This window comes from Segatella copri (genome assembly GCF_019249795.2).
Lineage (GTDB): Bacteria > Bacteroidota > Bacteroidia > Bacteroidales > Bacteroidaceae > Prevotella > Prevotella copri_B.
Window position 1 is genome coordinate 556,215 of the sequence record NZ_CP156891.1, and the last position, 18,868, is coordinate 575,082.

General features: G+C 43.8%; 18 protein-coding genes and 1 tRNA gene. 6 read left to right on the top strand and 13 right to left on the bottom strand.

The window, feature by feature from the left end:
- Positions 1 to 2: 2 nt before the first annotated feature.
- Positions 3 to 845: a Fe-S cluster domain-containing protein gene (locus KUA48_RS02675; protein ID WP_218433151.1), complete on the bottom strand. Its 843-nt coding sequence runs from the start codon at positions 843 to 845 to the stop codon at positions 3 to 5.
- Between the two features lie 84 nt (positions 846 to 929).
- On the bottom strand, positions 930 to 1,343 hold the full coding sequence (locus KUA48_RS02680; RefSeq protein WP_006848664.1) for a SoxR reducing system RseC family protein: 414 nt from the start codon (positions 1,341 to 1,343) through the stop codon (positions 930 to 932).
- A 230-nt stretch (positions 1,344 to 1,573) separates the two neighbouring features.
- Here KUA48_RS02680 and KUA48_RS02685 point away from each other — a divergent pair, with 230 nt between their 5' ends.
- The gene (locus tag KUA48_RS02685; RefSeq protein WP_006848665.1) at positions 1,574 to 2,023 is read left to right on the top strand and encodes a hypothetical protein; all 450 of its coding nucleotides are present in this window, start codon (positions 1,574 to 1,576) and stop codon (positions 2,021 to 2,023) included.
- Positions 2,024 to 2,157: 134 nt separating this feature from the next.
- Here KUA48_RS02685 and KUA48_RS02690 read toward each other — a convergent pair whose 3' ends face one another.
- Genes KUA48_RS02690 through KUA48_RS02700 form a run of 3 tightly spaced genes read right to left on the bottom strand, consistent with a single transcriptional unit; the run spans position 2,158 to position 5,684 of the window.
- A complete protein-coding gene (locus KUA48_RS02690; RefSeq protein WP_118154758.1) occupies positions 2,158 to 3,666 on the bottom strand; it encodes a glycoside hydrolase family 10 protein in 1,509 nt (502 codons plus the stop codon).
- Positions 3,667 to 3,703: 37 nt separating this feature from the next.
- Positions 3,704 to 4,351: a trimeric intracellular cation channel family protein gene (locus KUA48_RS02695; protein WP_117585997.1), complete on the bottom strand. Its 648-nt coding sequence runs from the start codon at positions 4,349 to 4,351 to the stop codon at positions 3,704 to 3,706.
- A 58-nt stretch (positions 4,352 to 4,409) separates the two neighbouring features.
- Positions 4,410 to 5,684 carry a replication-associated recombination protein A gene (locus KUA48_RS02700; protein WP_218433150.1) on the bottom strand — a complete coding sequence of 425 codons (1,275 nt, stop codon included), beginning with the start codon at positions 5,682 to 5,684 and terminating at the stop codon, positions 4,410 to 4,412.
- A 130-nt stretch (positions 5,685 to 5,814) separates the two neighbouring features.
- Here KUA48_RS02700 and KUA48_RS02705 point away from each other — a divergent pair, with 130 nt between their 5' ends.
- The 3 genes from KUA48_RS02705 (at position 5,815) to KUA48_RS02715 (ending at position 7,369) form a co-directional block, all read left to right on the top strand.
- Positions 5,815 to 6,627 carry a hypothetical protein gene (locus tag KUA48_RS02705; RefSeq protein ID WP_117692402.1) on the top strand — a complete coding sequence of 271 codons (813 nt, stop codon included), beginning with the start codon at positions 5,815 to 5,817 and terminating at the stop codon, positions 6,625 to 6,627.
- 33 nt (positions 6,628 to 6,660) lie between these two features.
- Positions 6,661 to 6,882 carry a hypothetical protein gene (locus KUA48_RS02710; protein WP_022121874.1) on the top strand — a complete coding sequence of 74 codons (222 nt, stop codon included), beginning with the start codon at positions 6,661 to 6,663 and terminating at the stop codon, positions 6,880 to 6,882.
- Between the two features lie 416 nt (positions 6,883 to 7,298).
- Positions 7,299 to 7,369 (top strand) — tRNA-Cys (locus tag KUA48_RS02715).
- Positions 7,370 to 7,814: 445 nt separating this feature from the next.
- On the opposite strand, the gene KUA48_RS02720 is transcribed toward KUA48_RS02715, so the two are convergent.
- The 7 genes from KUA48_RS02720 to KUA48_RS02750 all read right to left on the bottom strand — a co-directional run bounded on the left by KUA48_RS02720 (position 7,815) and on the right by KUA48_RS02750 (position 14,304).
- Positions 7,815 to 8,807 (bottom strand): rhamnogalacturonan acetylesterase, encoded by a 993-nt coding sequence (locus KUA48_RS02720; protein WP_218433149.1) that lies wholly within the window; start codon positions 8,805 to 8,807, stop codon positions 7,815 to 7,817.
- Positions 8,808 to 8,931: 124 nt separating this feature from the next.
- Entirely contained in the window at positions 8,932 to 10,296 is a 1,365-nt protein-coding gene (gene hisS / locus KUA48_RS02725) for a histidine--tRNA ligase (RefSeq protein ID WP_022121877.1), read from the bottom strand.
- 98 nt (positions 10,297 to 10,394) lie between these two features.
- Positions 10,395 to 11,669: an adenylosuccinate synthase gene (locus tag KUA48_RS02730; RefSeq protein ID WP_153073069.1), complete on the bottom strand. Its 1,275-nt coding sequence runs from the start codon at positions 11,667 to 11,669 to the stop codon at positions 10,395 to 10,397.
- A 23-nt stretch (positions 11,670 to 11,692) separates the two neighbouring features.
- Positions 11,693 to 12,157, bottom strand: a complete 465-nt coding sequence (locus KUA48_RS02735) for a Fur family transcriptional regulator (protein WP_022121879.1) — start codon at positions 12,155 to 12,157, stop codon at positions 11,693 to 11,695.
- Positions 12,158 to 12,233: 76 nt separating this feature from the next.
- Entirely contained in the window at positions 12,234 to 12,863 is a 630-nt protein-coding gene (locus tag KUA48_RS02740; RefSeq protein WP_218433148.1) for a Maf-like protein, read from the bottom strand.
- Positions 12,864 to 12,956: 93 nt separating this feature from the next.
- On the bottom strand, positions 12,957 to 13,475 hold the full coding sequence (locus tag KUA48_RS02745; protein ID WP_022121881.1) for an HAD family hydrolase: 519 nt from the start codon (positions 13,473 to 13,475) through the stop codon (positions 12,957 to 12,959).
- Between the two features lie 58 nt (positions 13,476 to 13,533).
- Positions 13,534 to 14,304, bottom strand: a complete 771-nt coding sequence (locus tag KUA48_RS02750) for a Rossmann-like and DUF2520 domain-containing protein (RefSeq protein ID WP_153098398.1) — start codon at positions 14,302 to 14,304, stop codon at positions 13,534 to 13,536.
- A gap of 596 nt (positions 14,305 to 14,900) precedes the next feature.
- Between KUA48_RS02750 and KUA48_RS02755 the strand changes: the two genes are divergently transcribed.
- Positions 14,901 to 15,386 carry a GNAT family N-acetyltransferase gene (locus KUA48_RS02755; RefSeq protein WP_256624464.1) on the top strand — a complete coding sequence of 162 codons (486 nt, stop codon included), beginning with the start codon at positions 14,901 to 14,903 and terminating at the stop codon, positions 15,384 to 15,386.
- A gap of 113 nt (positions 15,387 to 15,499) precedes the next feature.
- Here the strand turns inward: KUA48_RS02755 and KUA48_RS02760 are convergent, their stop codons facing one another.
- Positions 15,500 to 16,117 (bottom strand): TetR/AcrR family transcriptional regulator, encoded by a 618-nt coding sequence (locus KUA48_RS02760; RefSeq protein ID WP_118153668.1) that lies wholly within the window; start codon positions 16,115 to 16,117, stop codon positions 15,500 to 15,502.
- Between the two features lie 159 nt (positions 16,118 to 16,276).
- On the opposite strand from KUA48_RS02760, the gene KUA48_RS02765 reads away from it, so the two are divergent.
- The gene (locus KUA48_RS02765) at positions 16,277 to 18,565 is read left to right on the top strand and encodes an NADP-dependent malic enzyme (RefSeq protein ID WP_117727682.1); all 2,289 of its coding nucleotides are present in this window, start codon (positions 16,277 to 16,279) and stop codon (positions 18,563 to 18,565) included.
- Positions 18,566 to 18,868 lie beyond the last annotated feature (303 nt).

The window sequence follows — 18,868 nt, forward strand, 5'->3', positions numbered from 1 at the left end:
ATTTAATCCTCCTTCTTCTTAACTGGGAAATTTACTTTTACGAGAGCACCTGTTGGGCATTCGTCAACACACTTGGTACACATGCGGCACTTATTAAAGTCAACATAAGCCACATTGTTCTCAATGGTGATAGCCTCAAACTTGCAGACCTTCTGACACTTACCGCATCCGATGCAAGCAACGCTACAAGCCTTCTTGGCAACAGCGCCCTTGTCGTGGTTTACACACTGAACGTAAACTCTACGGCCCTTAGGACCCTTCTTGCGGAGCTCGATGATATGACGTGGGCAAGCGTTGGCGCAAGCACCACAACCCGTACACTTCTCTTCATCAACCTCAGGAATGCCAGTTTCAGGATTGATAGAGATTGCGCCAAACTGGCAGGCAGCCACGCAATCGCCACAACCCAGACAGCCGAACCCGCAGCCTGTTTCGCCAGCGCCACATGAATTCATAGCTGCACAAGTGTGCAAACCATCATACTCGGCAATGCGAGGACGATTCTCGCAAGTACCATTACAACGAACCACAGCCACCTTTGGCTCGGTATTGGCTACTGCCATACCTAAAAGGTCGGCTACCTTGCCCATCACGTCAGCACCACCTACCGGACACATCAGTCCATCGATAGAACCGGCATCAGCACCCTTCACCAGAGCTGCAGCCATACCGGAACATCCGGCAAAACCGCAACCACCACAGTTGGCACCTGGCAGAATCTCTCCTACCTGGCCCAAGCGAGGGTCTTCTTCGACGGCAAACTTCTTAGATACTCCGAAGAGAACCAGCGCTGCAATCAGCGCGATTGCTCCGAGAACCAAGACAGCAATCAAAATAAAATTCATAATTTTTTGTGTTTTGTTTTGTTATTTTTTCTTTGTTTTAAAATAAAGGCTCATCGCAGAAGCCACAGAAGCACATCACGTACCCTATGATTCTATAGAGAAGCTCAGCTTGTTTTTAAGTTTGTTTCTGAATAAGTAGAGCACCACATAGTATGGAATGAGAATGCCCAATGCCGAGAGCGCTGCGGCTCCCTCTGAGTGAGTAGCTTTCAGTACACCCACCAAAGCGATCACCATCAGTATCAGCGGCAAGAGATAGCCATAGAAACTGGCTCTGAAGCCTACAGCCGAATCAGCAGTCACCACCACGCTATCGCCTTTGTGGTAGAGAGACGCCTCTGAGGTAGAAACCTCAATCATCTTCTCTTTCGATTCAGATGCAGTACAATGAGCAGCCACCTTGCAAGCGCTGCAGGCTGACGACTGTACGATGCGAATGCACACACAACCTTCTTCTACGCTTTCTACAATGCCAGAATGTTTTATTTTGTTATTCATTTGTAATGTTGAGATTGCATTTTTGCAATTCAAGTGCAAAGATACTACATTATTTAGAAATGGCAAACAAAATCGAAAAGAAAATATAAAAAAAGAAGCGTAAACGTTATCTATACCCTTGAATCAGGCAGTTTGAGAACAAATTAAAAGCAAAAATGCTTTTTTTTAGCAACTTCTTTTGGTGATATCAATTTTTTATGTATCTTTGCATGGATTATTAAAGAATTGATATGGAAACATTAGAGCAAACAATCATGCAAGTAGAGCGCTTTATCAGAAAAGTAGCTCAAAAGTTCCCAGCGCCAGAATCTGACGACGAGACTTCTCAAATGACCGACATCCACGTAAGGGTTTCGCAAGACAGTGGCGAACTCCTGGCCTTTGACGACGATGACAACGAGATTACCCGCTGCGTTGTTGAGCAATGGATAGAAAACAAGGATGAAGACTTCTACGACGAGGTAGCAAAGCTGCTTCGCGATGTATTGCGCAAACAGGCTGATATCATAGATCATCTCGGCATTCTCAAGCCATACAGCTTTGTGCTCGAAGATGACGATAAAGAGCATATTGGCGAGCTCTATCTTGCTGACGATGATACAATCATCGTAGGTGGTGACTTGATGGAGAATCTGGACAACGACCTGGATAACTTCCTGAACGACCTGCTGAAAGAATAAAAAAAAAAAATACAGGATGAAAGGACTACCCGCTCCCCCATCCCAACAAAATAAAAAACCGTTGTACTCTCTCCTATCGAGTACAACGGTTTTTCTGTTTTTAACGGTCTTTCCGTTTATATCATCTAACCAATCTAGAAAGAAATTTTCTTTTTCTTACCTTTACTTTCGTTTCCTACCCGGTCGAGAGCAGTTACTACATACACATATTTCTTGCCACTCACATAAGGGATGCGATAGAAATTATCATAAGTAACTGCCTGGAGTGCAGAAACATCATTGAGATTTACCTTAGCACCTTTTTCAAAACGGTAGATAGCAAAACGGTTCACCTGATCGCCCCACTTTTTCTTGCTAGCCTTAGGAGCCTTCCATACCAGCAGCGGACCTTTCTCGGTCCACATCAGTTTGAGACCCTTTACCCCCTTTGGCGCCTTATTATCAAGGAAAGGCATAGAGGGTGGCAATGCTGGATACTTCCAATAATTGTTGCGGAGTGTATGTCCGATATTACCTACATTATCGGCAGCTGTCTGCGCATACCAGAGCACAGTGCCCTTCACATTATTCATCTGCTGATGCAAACGGTGCTTGGCAGGCAACTGATGACTGCGCGGATTGACTGGGTCAGCAAACTTGGCTGTACGCTCAATATCTTCACCTATATATAATGGGCGGTTGCCAGCATGCTTATTCCACCAGGTTATGAGCGTCTTGTAATCTGCAGCACGATTGCCTATTTCCCAATATATCTGAGGCACACAATAGTCTATCCAACCATTATTCACCCAAAGCAATACATCAGCATAAAGATCATCATAATTCTGGAGGCCGAAAGTTTCTGAACCATTAGGATCGGTACGCTTGTTGCGGTAGATGCCGAATGGAGAAACACCAAACTTAACCCAAGGCTTAACGGCATGAATGGATTCGCTGAGCTGCTTTACAAACCGGCTCACGTTATCACGGCGCCAATCACCTATGTTTCGCATGCCGCGCGACTGCTGGCGGAAGAGCTGCTGATCAGGAATCTGACGTCCGGCCTCTGGATATGGATAGAAATAATCATCAATATGGAATCCATCAACATCATATCGGCTTACAATGTCCACAGCCACCTCGCAAATATAGTCGGCTGCAGCCTGCAACCCAGGGTTCAACAGCGTCAGCTTGCCATACTGAAAACAGAGATCAGGACGCCTCTTCACGATATTCTTCGGCGAAACCTGCTCATAGGAAGTTACGCTATGCTTGGCACGATAAGGATTGATCCAGGCATGAAGCTCCATGCCACGATTATGACACTGCTCTATCATCCACTGCAACGGATCCCAATAAGGAGAAGGAGCCTTTCCCTGCACTCCCGTAAGAAACTTGCTCCAAGGCTCTAAATCACTCTTATACAGAGCATCACACTCGGCACGAACCTGAAAGATAATTGCATTCACGCCATCCTTCTGCAGTTCATCAAGCTGTCTGGTAAGCATCGCCTGGATCTGCTGCGTACTCTTGCCAAGATACTGTCCGTTAACACACTGTATCCAGGCTCCACGAAACTCTCGTTTGTTCTGAGCCTTCATTGTTGCCGACGACATCAGCATCATTGCAACAACGAGCATCAAAATCGCTTTCAGTCTTTTCATCTGTTATCTGTTATTTATCAATTTCATTTTTTCCTTTTCATTCTACAGTTTGTTCTTCATCCCTCAGCTTCGGGAGTGAAATATGGTATCTTACAGCCAGCAATCGGATGGCGCAGACCACACTGAAAGCTACAATCACCGTAATATAGAGGCTCACACCCAGATAGCTCAATCCCCAATAAGCCAAACCACCGGCGACACAAGCCATCGCATAAATCTCCTTTCGGAAGATGACCGGCTCTTCATTAAGAAGCACATCGCGGATAACACCACCTGCAGCACCCGTGATACAGCCCATGATGATGGCTACCCAAAAAGAGAAACCACATTCGAGCGACTTCTGGATGCCCGCAATATTGAAAAGCGCCAAGCCCAAGGTATCAAACAGAAACCAGGTATTGTCAAGACGCTTAAGATAGCGGTGGCAAGCAATCACTACCAACTGCGCAAACAGCGTACAAATCAGGTAGATTGGGCTCAACATCCAAAACGGCCGCACACCAAGCATCACATCTCGTATGGTTCCACCACCTATGGCTACAGCCACACCACAAACAAAACCGCCCAGCCAATCATAGTGCTTACTTGCAGCCAGGCGAATGCCCGAAAGGGCAAAAGCAAATGTACCGATGAATTCTATCACGCTATGAAGCGTGAGCACGAATTCAGGATCGCCATGTATCATCATTTTCTCGTATCAGTTAGTGTTCTAAATATCAATTTCTAATTATTCTTTCTAATCACTAATTCTTGAATTTTTCTCCCCAACAGGTAACCATCCAGTTGTAGAGGCGCTCCTCGGAAGGCGAATGCTGAGCATGCCAGAAGCGGGCATCCTTCAGTTCGTCTGGCAGATACTGCTGCTCAGTGAAATGTCCAGGATAATCGTGAGGATACTTATATCCGTCATGATAACCCAAATCTTTCATCAGTTTGGTAGGAGCATTGCGGATGTGCAGCGGAACTGGCAGATTACCCGTTTGACGTACAGTAGCCAGCGCATCATTAATGCCCAGATAAGCACTGTTGCTCTTCGGACTCGTGGCAAGATAAACCACAGCCTCAGCAAGGGCGATACGCGCTTCGGGCCACCCTATCTTCATCACCGTATCGAAGGCAGCATTGGCAAGCAGGAGTGCATTCGGATTAGCAAGTCCCACATCCTCAGAGGCACTAATCACAACCCTACGGGCTATAAACTGCGGGTCTTCTCCTCCTTCTATCATCCTCGCCATCCAATAAAGCGCAGCATCGGGATCGCTTCCGCGAATACTCTTGATAAAGGCAGAGATAATATCGTAATGCATCTCACCCTGTTTATCGTAAGCCAGTGGATTCTGTTGCAACTGCTCTTCTACCATCTTGTCGGTAATCACAATCTCTGAAGATCCGGCTGATTCCACCACCAGTTCCAGGATATTGAGCAGTTTTCGGGCATCTCCACCACTATATCGCAGCAGCGCGCCCGTCTCTTCCAACTTAATATTCTTTTCTCTGAGTTCTACATCCTGCGTAATGGCACGATGCAGAAGTCCTTCAAGATCAGTCTTTTCGAGCGGTTTGAGCACATAAAGCTGACATCTGGACAACAGCGGCCGAATCACCTCGAATGAAGGATTCTCGGTGGTAGCACCTATCAGCGTAACAATACCCTTCTCTACCGCACCCAAAAGCGAATCCTGCTGACTCTTGGAGAAACGGTGAATCTCATCAATAAACAATATAGGAGAAGCCGAATTAAAGAATCTACCACTCTTTGCTCTTTCTATCACCTCGCGGACATCCTTTACGCCACTGGTCACCGCGGAGAGGGTGAAGAACGGCACCTTGATGGTTTGTGCCACGATTTGAGCAAGGGTAGTCTTGCCCACTCCAGGGGGTCCCCAGAGGATAAAAGAGGATATGCGCCCTGCGTCAATCATCTTGCGCAGCACGGCCCCCTCACCTACCAAATGCTGCTGTCCTACATAGTCAGCAAGCGTGTGAGGTCTCATTCTTTCAGCTAACGGTTCACTCATAGTACGTGCAAAGGTAATGAAAAAAATCGAATTCCAAATAAAAAAGTGACCAAAAACACAAAAAAACAGCAAGAAAATTTGGATATATAAAAAGAAGTACTTACTTTTGCACACACAAACACAATTGAAGATGAATAAAGATAAAATATTAACACTGAAGAATGTTACTAAAAGTAGCATTTGGGAATTGCAGGAGAACGATGTGTTCCGTCTTTGGGAAGCAGTAGAAAAGGATGCTGACCTCAAGGATTTCCAGAACAAGTATATCGCAGTTATCCGCAGCGCATTCGAAATGGAACCAGTGACGGTAGACCGTCCTGAAGTGATTGACAAGCTGATGGCACGCGGCTTCAAGATTGGCACTTTCCGCATCAACGACAAGAAGGAAAAGTATGCCATCAAAAAGCGCCCTATCATGCGCGTTACTGACCTTACTTACGAAAATGTAAGTCACATCACCGCCAATAAGCTCATCGAACTCTTGGAGCGCAACTTTGGTGGTGGCTGGGAGAGTCTGCCTCAGAGCATCCAGGACATCATCGAAAGTAATTTCGACATCAGCACAACTACTCTTCCTGCTGACCGCCTGAAAAAGCCAGGAGGTCTGTACGAGAAAAAGCTCGCTGATGACTACGAAGTGCTCGTGGTACCAAAAGGTTCTTGGGTAGAAGCTATCTTTGCCAAGGAGAAGCCAAAGGTAGAAAAGGTTCGCATGAGATTCGATGATGAGAATGATTTGAAACGCAACGACGACCTGCTCGACCCTGACGAGGATGAAGACGAGGATGCACCAGAAATCGAGGATCACTACAACGATCCAGATGAGGATGACGATGCATTCGATGACGACAAGCTTACTGAGGAAAGCTACCGTACTACCTTCGAAGACCCGGAGAACCTCGGTCTTGATGATGCAGAAGACGTAGCCGACGATGATTATTAATTCAGTTTATACATTATTATAATATAAAGAGAAATGAACGCATTAATTGGATTTGTTGCATTAATCGCTGTAGGCCTCGTAGGTTGGGCGATTGCAGAATTTAAGTACAAGGCTTTCACTTTCACCCGTTCAGAAAAGGACATCGAGGAAGAGAAAGAGCTTGAAGAGCAGAAACGCGCAGAGGGTTTCAAGGAGATGAACATCCGCGACATCATGCGCAAAAACTCAACCAATGGTTATAACGCCGTAGGTTAGTATTATGTTAATTTACCTATGCTTATGATACAGTATATCATCATAGCAATCATATTGGCGGCATGCATCACGTATGCCGCCATTTGTATCTACCGCTCCATCAAACAAGCACGAGAGTGTAAAAACTATCAATGTTCAGGTTGCCCATTCGTTGAGAAATGCCAAAAGAATAAAAAGAAAGAGGCTACTCAGCGGAAAGAACAAGAGCAGTTCTCATAAAAGAGCTGCTAAAACTACTTTTACTGTCATGCAGCGAGGAAACCAGACAAAAATTAAAGCATTTCAGAACCCGTTCATTATGAGCAAGATACAAAGAAAGTGATTGTTTTAATAAAAAAAGTTGCATAAAAATTTGGTAGAACCAATAAAAAGTAGTACCTTTGCACTCGCAAATCAGGAATGATTGTTCTACACAAGGTGTCTTAACCGAGCGGTTAGGTAACGGTCTGCAAAACCGTGTAGAGCGGTTCGACTCCGCTAGACACCTCATAAAAAAGGAAGTTCTTCAATAAGGACTTCCTTTTTTCATATCTACTCTCCCCCATTTTCATTCCTCATTTCTAGGTATTCATCAAAACCCCCATTTTTAGGTATTGCACAATTATAAAAATCTTCGTACCTTTGCAATCGTAAATGATAAACATCAGAACTGAGGTTATCCTACGAGTAGGAATTGCCCCTTGCCAAAAGCAATTCTGGTGAACGTTTGAAACTTTTAGATAATTGAGACAAAGATAGAAATTAAAATCTTGTTCGCTAATAGAAATAATTCATAATGTTTTTGTATAATATGAAAAGGGGTGCTTGTGAAAGTACCCCTTTTATGTATAGGTTTACTACATGGCGATGCATTTTGTTCTATGTCACGACGCACAGACTTCTACATCGCCATGTAATTTCAAAGATATCGGGAGTTTTAAAAAAGCCTGTTACTATTTGATTTTAGCACCAAATGACTTGACAAACTTAATCTTCTTGCCTTTTGCGATGATTGGCTTCTTCCATTCACCACCCAAAATACGGATAACAGCCTTCTTGCCTACAGGAACCTCATCTACAGCCTTCTGCAAATCCAGGAAATTGCCTCGACCTTCTGCAGAGACTACATAATCATAATGGCAGACATGAGACTTCAGCGCTGGCACCTGCTCAGCTACAGCATCAGCAAGCGCACCGGCAACCACACGTGCACCATATACATTATAATGGGTATTATCTTTCTTACCCTTAGGAACCTGCGGATTCTCGCCAGGCATAAACCACATATGTAATTTGCGGCTGCCTTCAATACCCATGCCCGTTTCTATATCGTGGGTAATCTTGGTAGCATCAACAAACGGAACATTCAGCTGCTTTGCTACATTGCGGGGAGCTATCACATAAGCCCCGTGGGTGTCGATAAGCGTATCACTATTAATCTGCTCCCTTCCATCATATACTTTATTGCGAAGCTTCTCGTCATCATCATTCTTCAATTCTGCAGAATAATAGCAGCGACGAACCACCGCATTGAACAGTACAGGAATGCCACCCTTGGCACGGGTCTCATTTACATATCTGGCAAGGTTTGCATCAAAAGTAGATCCCGGATCAGTATGACGGTCAGGCATTGACTTCTCATCGTTATGCCCAAACTGGATAAACACATAATCACCTGGCTTTATTCTATCCAAAACCTTTTTCCATCTTCCTTCATTGATAAAGCTCAAAGAAGAACGACCATTAACAGCATGATTGTCAACAATCACCTTGTCATCAAAAAAGCCTTGCAATACCATCCCCCATCCTCGCTCTGGATTATTTCTAAAACCACCTTTCTCGGCAGCAGTAGAATCACCTATTACAAAAATCGTTGTTGTATTTGTGCTGGATGTCATCAGCAACGCCAGTATGAATACACATAAAATAGCTTTTATTTTTTTCATTTGTCTGTAGTTTTAAGAAGTTACTAAAATTATAGTTAGGCATACACGCTAACACATAAAAAGCTCTCGCCCTGCCGCACTGCATATTCACATATACGAGCACGAGAGGACGAGAAAGAGAGTATTATTTATTTACTTTGGCTATCAATTCCTCGGCAGTAACCAAGGTTTGTTCGCCAGTTTCCATATTCTTAAGCGTAACCTTGCCCTGAGCCATCTCATTCTCACCTGCAAGCACAACAAACGGAATATTCTTGGCATTGGCATAGCTCATCTGCTTCTTCATCTTCGCCTTATCAGGGAAGATTTCGGTACGGATACCGGCTGCACGAGCTGCACTTACTATAGGCAGGCAGTAAGCTGTCTCCTTTTCACCGAAGTTGATAAACAGTACCTGAGTAGCATTTACAGCCTCCTTCGGATAAAGGTCGAGCGCACCTAACACATCATAAATACGGTCAGCACCAAAACTGATACCAACACCGCTCAAACCTGGCAAACCGAAAATGCCGGTAAGGTTGTCGTAACGACCACCACCTGTAATACTTCCCATTGGAGTATCAAGCGCCTTCACCTCGAAGATTGCACCCGTATAATAGTTCAAGCCACGAGCCAGGGTGAGATCCAGTTCTATCTCGTTATTCAAGCCAAGAGTCTTCAAGGTATCGAGGATAAACTTGGTTTCCTCTACACCCTTCAAACCAACTTCTGAACCTTCGAGAACCTTCGCTATCACTTCAAGTTTCTCATCATTAGTTCCTGACAATGAGATGATTGGCTGCAACTTCTCAATGGCATCTTCAGAAATGCCGTCATTGCGCAACTCTTCGTTTACATTGTCAAGTCCGATTTTATCAAGCTTATCGATGGCCACTGTGATATCTACAATCTTCTCAGCCTCGCCGATAACCTCTGCAATACCGGTAAGAATCTTGCGGTTATTAATCTTGATGCATACACGAACACCAAACTTGGTGAACACGGTATCAACAATCTGCATCAATTCGACCTCATTCAGGAGAGAATCTGAGCCAACCACATCAGCATCACACTGATAGAACTCACGGTAACGTCCTTTCTGAGGGCGGTCTGCACGCCATACTGGCTGAATCTGATAACGTTTGAAAGGCATCTGCAACTCCTCGCGGTGCTGCACTACGTAACGTGCGAAAGGAACGGTCAGGTCATAACGAAGACCCTTCTCACAAAGTTTCGCTGCTAATTTGAGTGATCCGAGAGAATGAATATCCTCATCGCTCACCTTATTCATATAGTCGCCTGAATTCAATATCTTAAAAAGCAGTTTATCACCCTCTTCACCATACTTGCCCATCAAAGTCTGAAGGGTTTCCATGGCAGGAGTTTCAATCTGCTGGAATCCATAAAGAGCATACACTTCCTTGATGGTGTTGAAGATGTAGTTGCGTTTCGCCATCTCAACAGGACCAAAATCTCTCGTGCCCTTTGGTATACTTGGTTTCTGAGCCATTTATTAATGTTTAATATGAATGTTAAATGTTTAATGTCTAGCGCCATGTAAACCACTCAAAGTAAACATTAAACACTAAACATTAAACACTATATAATTTACTTGCGTACAATAGTCTGAGCACGGTCTGGACCGATAGAAATGATACCGATCTTAGTCTCAAGGAACTCTTCTACGAAAGCAATATAATCCTTGAACTCCTGTGGGAACTGATCTTCAGATGTGAACTTAGTCATATCTGTCTTCCAGCCCTTGAACTCCTTGTAAACAGGTTCTACATCATCGATTTCGTATGGGAAATCTGTTGTAACAGAACCATCCTTCAACTTATATGCCACGCATGCCTTGATGGTATCGAAGCCATCGAGCACGTCGCTCTTCATCATGATAAGCTCGGTAACACCATTCACCATGACAGAATACTTGAGCTGTACAAGATCGCACCAACCACAACGACGCTCACGACCGGTAACAGCACCATACTCATGACCGAGGTCACGGATCTTGTCACCAGTCTCATCGAAAAGCTCTGTAGGGAATGGACCTGCACCAACACGTGTACAGTAAGCCTTCATGATACCATAAACATTGCCGATGCGGTTAGGGCCGATACCCAGACCTATGCAGGCACCTGCACAGATAGTATTAGAAGAAGTAACGAATGGATAAGAACCGAAGTCAACATCGAGCATAGTACCCTGAGCACCCTCGCAGAGGATATCCTTGCCAGAACGGAGCACCTTATTGATTTCTACCTCGCTATCAATAAGTTTGAACTGCTTCAAGTATTCGATGCCCTCCATCCAAGTCTTCTCAACCTCTGTAATATCGAAGTCGGTATAACCGAGACTTGCGATGGTTTTGAGATGAGCAGCCTTGTGAGCAGCATACTTCTCCTCGAAATTGTCAAGGATATCGCCTACGCGAAGACCGGTACGGCTAACCTTGTCAGTATAAGTAGGACCGATACCCTTACCAGTAGTACCTACCTTGTTCTTTCCCTTAGAAGCCTCGATAGCAGCATCGAGTACACGGTGAGTAGGCATGATGAGATGTGCCTTCTTAGAGATGTAAAGACGGCTCTTCAAATCATGACCGCTCTTCTCAAGATCCTTAGCCTCACCCATAAAGAGGTCTGGAGCCAAAACCACACCATTGCCGATGATGTTCACCTTACCACCCTGGAAAATACCAGAAGGGATAGAGCGAAGCACATACTTCTCGCCCTCAAACTCCAATGTATGTCCAGCATTAGGACCACCCTGGAAACGAGCAATGACATCATACTTAGGGGTCAACACGTCAACCACCTTACCTTTACCTTCATCGCCCCACTGCAAACCCAGCAGGACATCTACTTTACCTGTGTTCATTTTTTATCTTTTTATCTTGATACTTATTCTTTTTTTCGTTTGCGAGTCATCTTGCTTTGACAGCCGCTGCATACGCCATAGATGTAAAGAGCATAAGCATCTTTACGAAAGCGCTGCATCCTGATATCCTTCACAGCAGCCGTAACCTGCGGTGCTACAATTTCGGTTACCTTGCCACAAATCGTGCAAACCTGATGCACATGATTGTCCTCGCTATAACTGGCCTCATACTTGGTGCCGTCTGCCAGACTGTGCTTTACCACAAGCCTCAGTTCCAGGAACAGATGCAATGTGTTATAAAGCGTAGCCCTGCTAACGCGAAAATTCTTTTTCAGTAGCTCTCTGCCCAAATCTTCTATCGAGAAATGCTCTCCCATAGAATAAATGGTGTCGAGGATAGTGGAACGCTCCGGAGTGCGCCGGTGATGATTGCTCTCCATATAATTGTCCAAAACCTCATGAGCTTTTGCTAAAATTTCTTCACTCATAATCCTTGTTAGTTACATAAAACGCACAAAGATACTCATTATCTACGACATAGAACAATATTTAATTTTAAAAAATCTAAATTTGCCTCAATTCCTCATAGATACGCTGAACCGGAAGCCCCATCACATTAAAATAACTCCCCTTCAACCCCGTACAACCTATGTAACCAATCCATTCCTGAATACCATAGGCGCCGGCTTTGTCAAACGGCTGATAATGATTTATATAATAACTGATTTCATCATCAGAAAGCGGTTTGAACGTCACTTCTGTTGTTACTGAAAAGGAACGCTGCTTATGCTGGGTAGTAAGACAAACACCTGTAACTACATGATGCGTCTTTCCGCTCAACATCTTCAGCATTCGTCTGGCATCTTCAGCATCACGAGGCTTCCCGAGAATGACTCCCTTTCCTTCCTGGTCATTCTGTTCGCCAGCTGTTGGCGCAATCACAACCGTATCTGCTGTAAGAATCAAAGTTTCTGACTCGTCCAACTCTTCAACACTATTATTTCTGTTCAAAAGCGGACGATAAGCCTCAGCCTTTTTCTTGCAAATGAATTCTGCCACCTGATAAGCATCGAGGTCAGCAGGATAACTTTCATCAATACCACTAATCACCTTCACCTCAAAAGGAATATCCAAACCTGCCAGAAGTTCCTTGCGACGAGGCGAATTACTCGCCAAAATGATCTTATAATTCATCTATTTTAAACCTTATTACTTTGAACTTTATGATTAAAATTCAGTTGCAAACTTTCTACTATAATCTATCAGCTTTCAACTATTAACTAAATTCTACCAGCCAAACGCCTTAGCATCTGAAAGCCATAAGCCCTTGGCTCTCAGTACCTGTTCTACGACATCACGTCCCACACCATCACCTCCGTTACAAGCCGAGATATAAGTAGAAATTTCTTTAATATCGGAGCATGCATCTGCTGGGCAACATGGACATCCGCAACGACGCATAATCTCATAATCAGGAATATCATCACCTACATATATTATTTCCTCATCTGTAATTGAATATTTCTGCTTGAACTCCTCATAAGTCTTTATCTTTACAGAACACCCCATGAAGATATCCTCTACACCAAGATTTTCATAGCGTACCTGTATGGCATGAGAATTACCGCCTGTCAGAATTACGATACGAACACCTTTCTTCTGAGCCAGCTGAATGGCATAGCCATCTTTGATATTAACAGTACGCAAAGGTTCGCCGGCACTGGAAAGCGTGATGGTCTGTCTTGAAAGTACTCCATCAACATCAAAGATGATTGCTTTTATTTTATTTAAATCGTAATTTATCATATTTATTTCTGTTTCTAGAACTTAAATTACTAACTGCAAACTTAAACCGACAACCGTTTTATCTCTTGAAGTAGAATATGCTTTTGCTCATCATTTCATAAATCTGCTGTAGTTCTGGCTGTTTTTCAAGGAGTTGCATTTGTTTCTCCATTACGTTCCGATCATCACGAATAGCCGGCCCTGTCTGCACTTCAGCTGCCGAATGCGAAGAAGCCTTGTCCATAGTTTCCATAACCAGAGGACGGAGAACACTGCCAGGAATGTGATGATTTTCGAGAATCTGCTGACCTATAGCCACGCAATGATTCGCAAAATTACAAGCAAAAACAGCTGACAGGTGCAGATACTTACGATTATCAGAATCCAATTCATAGACACTACGAGAAATCTGTTCTGCCAACCTCTTCAGGAAAGAAGTTTCGAAAGCACCACATCCCTCAATGAAAATAGGAATATTTTCGAATGCAACCTTTTTATCTTTCGTAAATGTCTGCATCGGATAAAATACGCCATAATGACGGGCATAATCTTTGAAAACATCCATCGGCATGGAACCAGCTGTATGAACAAACATCTTATCTTCTCTTCCTTTGCACAGTTCAGGAATAAGCATTTCAAGCGCATCATCCTTCACTGAAACGATGTACAAATCTGCATCACAGACCACCTTACTCATCTCATTGACAGGCTCACAATTCACCTTCTCAGCCAATAGAGAGGCCGACTCCCTAGTTCTACTGAAAACTTGCACAATCTGATGTTCTGATTGCGATATTTCGAGCGCAAGATTGGTAGCAAGATTACCTGCCCCAATAAACACTATTTTCATACGTAATTTTGTTTAAAGTTCTACTTTTTATGCAAAAATACTAAAAAATAACGATAGAGAAGCCCTTTTTCTTGCTTTTTTATGATAAATTTATTATTTTTGCCTTCGTGAGAAAATATGAAGTAGAAATATATGGTAAACTGGAAGAAATGCCGCATTTATTGGAAGGCGACTTTTTTCATAGCTTGGAGCTTTTTCAGATTCTTGAAAAAACACCCGGCATAACCCCTTTTATGGCTGTCGCCACACAGGAGAACAAGGTGGTAGGACAAATGCTCGTCATCCTCTATCACCGCAAATCTTTATTTCCACCTTATTTATATACGCACGCGCACGCGTATGGAGAGGGATTTTATGCACCCGATGCTGAACAGAATGCTATTTTCCCATTGTTACTCCGCAGCCTAACTATCCACTTACACAAACGACTCTGCTTTTACATCGAGTTCTCCCGAATGAGCAAAAAGATGCTGGGTTACCGGGAATTCAGAAAATTGGGCTATGTACCTATTGCCTGGCAAGAGATACATAACTCCCTACACAGCAAACTTCCCCAAGAGCGACTCTCAGACAAACAAATTGCTATGATTGAAAAAATGAAGAAAAAGGGAATAAGTTGTAGAGAGGCAACTTCACCCGAAGACATCCATCGTTACCACCAGTTGCTCAAAAATTATTATCGGCTGAAACTTCGCCGTTTTGTTCCTGACGAAACATTCTTTCAGAAACTGAATACAAGTAGTAATGCCAGAAACGTCATCATCACCTATAAGGACAAAGTGATTGGCGGCTATACCTGCATCTACGACCAAGGCAATGCCTTTCTTTGGTTTTCTGCATTCAAGAGAAAGACTTACATCCATCTGCATCCGGACACAATGACCATCTGGCAAGCTCTCTCTGATGCACAGGAGCAGGATGCCCAACACCTCCACTTTATGGACGCAGGACTTCCGCTTAAGAGTAATCTCTACCGGGAATTCATTCTCGGTTTCGGAGGCAAACCTGTTACCAAGTTTCGCTGGTTCCGCTTCTACCCAAAAGTTATAAACCTGCTCCTCCACTGGCTATACAAGGATTAAGGAAAAGAGGTTCCGTGAGCCTATATAAAGCATATCCGAAACCTCTTTCTCTTTTTTAAGCGTAATTACACATACGCTCAAAAAGTACATTTTGTATATTAAAGCCAACGCCTCTACTCTTTCAGAGCACGGTCTAGCTGCTCCAAGCCGCGCTCTGTACAGAATCCACGAATCAGGCACAAAATATAATTGTCGTATATCTCCTGCATCGAATGAACACGATAGAGCTGATGGTGCATGATTTCCTCCATCATCACATGTCCTACGTCCATAACAACATTGAAGTCTACATCCTTACGGAAAAGCCCCTCCTTTACACCAGCCTCAAAGAAACGTACACTCTCCTCCCGTTCATGAGCATGATTTTCCTGGAAGAATTTCACTACACGAGGCATCTTATGAACCTCCTCATAAAAAAGAACGCCCACCATCCCATTGCGCTCCATCTGCAATTTATAGACATAGCTGATAATATCTATCACATTCTTCGCTTGGGTCTTGGCGAAATTCTCTAACTTCGAACGATTTTCTTCTAGCTGACGCATCATACCAGCAAGCAACAATTCTTCTTTGTCACCAAAAATCTCGTACACAGTTCTCTTAGATACATGAAGTCCCTGTGAGATTTCATCCATCTTAACAGCTTTTACACCACGCTTATAGAATTCAGGCATCGCATAAGAGATAATTCTGTCTTTCAGTTCTTGTCTATATTGATTGATTTCTGTCATTTTACTTGTTTGAAGACTATTTTTGTGCAAAGATACAAAAAAAATCAAAAAACCATTCTTTTTTACTAAGTTTTTTTGTACCTTTGCACAAACTTTTAAATTTCGTGCGAAAAATCCACGAATATGAAAGAAAAATAAACTCTAAACCAATATATCGTTATGGTAAAAATTACAAAAGAGGCGGCTTTAAGTTATCACGAGACTGGTCGTCCTGGCAAGATTGAGGTTAAGCCAACAAAACCTTATCACACACAAACGGATCTGAGCCTTGCTTATTCTCCTGGCGTGGCATTCCCATGTCTTGAGATCCAGCAGAACCCAGACGATGCATACAAGTATACTGACAAGGGTAACCTGGTTGCTGTTATCAGTAATGGTACAGCAGTGCTCGGACTTGGCGATATCGGTGCCATGAGCGGAAAGCCAGTGATGGAAGGTAAGGGATTGCTTTTCAAGATTTACGGCGGTGTGGATGTCTTCGATATTGAAATCGATGAAAAAGACCCAGAAAAGTTCTGTGAAACCGTAGAGAAAATCGCTCCTACATTTGGTGGAATCAACTTGGAGGACATCAAGGCACCTCAATGTTTCTACATCGAGGAGCGCCTGAAAAGAACTCTCGATATCCCTGTAATGCACGATGACCAGCATGGTACTGCTATCATCTCTGCAGCAGGTTTGAAGAACGCTCTTGAGGTAGCTGGCAAGAACATTGCCGATGTGAAGATTGTCGTAAATGGTGCTGGTGCAGCTGCTATCAGCTGTACAAAACTCTACGTAGCACTTGGTGCACAGGTAAAGAACATCGTTATGCTCGACTCTAAGGGTGTCATTACCAGCGACCGCGAAAATCTGACAGAGCAGAAAAAGCTCTTTGCAACAGACCGCCGCGATGTCCATACACTCGAAGAGGCTGTGAAAGGCGCCGATGTATTCGTAGGCCTCAGCAAGGGTAACGTGCTCTCCAAGGATATGATTCGCTCTATGGCAGACAACCCTATCGTTTTCGCTCTTGCCAATCCAGTACCTGAGATCAGCTACGAGGACGCTATGGACAGCCGCCCTGACGTATTGATGTCAACTGGCCGTTCAGATTATCCTAACCAGATTAACAATGTAATCGGTTTCCCATACATCTTCCGTGGTGCACTCGATGTTCACGCCCGTGCTATCAACGAAGAAATGAAGATGGCTGCTGTTCATGCAATTGCCGATTTGGCTAAGCAGCCGGTTCCTGATGTGGTAAACGATGTTTACCACGTTAACGACCTTACATTCGGTCCTAAATACTTCATTCCGAAACCTGTAGATCCACGTTTGATTACAGAAGTTTCTGCTGCCGTAGCTAAGGCTGCAATGGAAAGTGGTGTGGCTCGCACCCCTATCACAGACTGGGAGAAGTACAAGCAGGATTTGCGCCAGTTGCTTGGTCAGGAAACCAAACTGACCCGCAAACTCCACGATACAGCGCGCCTTCACCCACAGCGTGTAGTATTCGCAGAAGGTGGCAACCCAACTATGCTGAAGGCTGCAGTCCAGGCAAAGCAAGAGGGTATCTGCCAGCCAATCCTGTTGGGTAACCCAGACCGTCTGAACCGTGTTGCTAGCCGTTTGAAACTTGACCTTTCAGATATTGAGATTGTAGATATGCGTGCCGATAACGAACAGGGCCGCCGTGCAAAGTTTGCCAAGCATCTGGCAGAGAAGCGTGCTCGCGAGGGCTACAGCTTCGAGGAAGCTTATGATAAAATGTACGAGCGCAACTACTTCGGTATGTCAATGGTAGAACAGGGTGATGCTGACGCATTCATCACTGGTCTTTACACAAAGTACAGCAATACTATTAAGGTGGCAAAAGATGTAATTGGAATTCGTGAGCCATATAAGACTTTCGGTACCATGCATATCCTTAACACCCAGAAGGGTATTTATTATATCGCAGATACGCTCATCAACCGCCACCCAGACGAAGATGTGCTGATCGATGTTGCCAAGCTGTCTGCAGGTACAGTGAAGTTCTTCAACGAAGAGCCGGTTATGGCCATGTTAAGCTACTCTAACTTCGGTACAGACAATATTGGCTCACCTGTAAAGGTAAAGAAAGCCGTTGCTGAGATGCAGAAGGAGTTCCCAGAACTCGCTATCGATGGTGAGATGCAGGTAAACTATGCACTCAACAAGGATCTGCGCGACGAGAAGTACCCATTCTCCCGCCTCAAGGGCAAAGACGTCAACACTTTGGTGTTCCCTAACTTGAGTAGCGCCAATGGTGCATACAAACTTCTCCAGGGTTTGAATCCTGAAGCAGAGATTATCGGTCCTATCCAGATGGGATTGAACAAGCCTATCCACTTCACTGACTCAGAAAGTAGTGTACAGGATATCGTAAACATCACAGCAGTAGCTGTCATTGATGCTTACGTAGAGAAAATCAAGAAGCAGAAGTAATCACTTCTTTTTCCTGATTCAAACAAACAGAATAAGATAATAGTATTTTCCATAAACAGGTTGGCACTTTTGCGCCAACCTGTTTTTATTTTCTCTACTTCACTACCCGTCTCGAAAGTTCGTCTCTTTATACTTTTGAAGATATCTAAACAAAAACAAAAAATCAACAGAATTGCAATCGATTACGCAGCCTCCATTATTAAAATAAGTTAATTAATGCCTTTGTGCGCCCACACAATAGAATCACAACAAAAATAATCAAATAAATATTTGGTGATTTGAAAAATATCGTGTACCTTTGCA

Coding starts and splice junctions, on each gene's coding strand:
- KUA48_RS02740 (WP_218433148.1), bottom strand. CDS start 12,863: ATGAATTATAAGATCATTTTGGCGAGTAATTCGCCTCGTCGCAAGGAA.
- KUA48_RS02760 (WP_118153668.1), bottom strand. CDS start 16,117: ATGACAGAAATCAATCAATATAGACAAGAACTGAAAGACAGAATTATC.
- KUA48_RS02680 (WP_006848664.1), bottom strand. CDS start 1,343: ATGAATAACAAAATAAAACATTCTGGCATTGTAGAAAGCGTAGAAGAA.
- KUA48_RS02755 (WP_256624464.1), top strand. CDS start 14,901: ATGAAGAAAAAGGGAATAAGTTGTAGAGAGGCAACTTCACCCGAAGAC.
- hisS (WP_022121877.1), bottom strand. CDS start 10,296: ATGGCTCAGAAACCAAGTATACCAAAGGGCACGAGAGATTTTGGTCCT.
- KUA48_RS02745 (WP_022121881.1), bottom strand. CDS start 13,475: ATGATAAATTACGATTTAAATAAAATAAAAGCAATCATCTTTGATGTT.
- KUA48_RS02695 (WP_117585997.1), bottom strand. CDS start 4,351: ATGATACATGGCGATCCTGAATTCGTGCTCACGCTTCATAGCGTGATA.
- KUA48_RS02710 (WP_022121874.1), top strand. CDS start 6,661: ATGAACGCATTAATTGGATTTGTTGCATTAATCGCTGTAGGCCTCGTA.
- KUA48_RS02705 (WP_117692402.1), top strand. CDS start 5,815: ATGAATAAAGATAAAATATTAACACTGAAGAATGTTACTAAAAGTAGC.
- KUA48_RS02765 (WP_117727682.1), top strand. CDS start 16,277: ATGGTAAAAATTACAAAAGAGGCGGCTTTAAGTTATCACGAGACTGGT.
- KUA48_RS02735 (WP_022121879.1), bottom strand. CDS start 12,157: ATGAGTGAAGAAATTTTAGCAAAAGCTCATGAGGTTTTGGACAATTAT.
- KUA48_RS02690 (WP_118154758.1), bottom strand. CDS start 3,666: ATGAAAAGACTGAAAGCGATTTTGATGCTCGTTGTTGCAATGATGCTG.
- KUA48_RS02700 (WP_218433150.1), bottom strand. CDS start 5,684: ATGAGTGAACCGTTAGCTGAAAGAATGAGACCTCACACGCTTGCTGAC.
- KUA48_RS02675 (WP_218433151.1), bottom strand. CDS start 845: ATGAATTTTATTTTGATTGCTGTCTTGGTTCTCGGAGCAATCGCGCTG.
- KUA48_RS02750 (WP_153098398.1), bottom strand. CDS start 14,304: ATGAAAATAGTGTTTATTGGGGCAGGTAATCTTGCTACCAATCTTGCG.
- KUA48_RS02720 (WP_218433149.1), bottom strand. CDS start 8,807: ATGAAAAAAATAAAAGCTATTTTATGTGTATTCATACTGGCGTTGCTG.
- KUA48_RS02685 (WP_006848665.1), top strand. CDS start 1,574: ATGGAAACATTAGAGCAAACAATCATGCAAGTAGAGCGCTTTATCAGA.
- KUA48_RS02730 (WP_153073069.1), bottom strand. CDS start 11,669: ATGAACACAGGTAAAGTAGATGTCCTGCTGGGTTTGCAGTGGGGCGAT.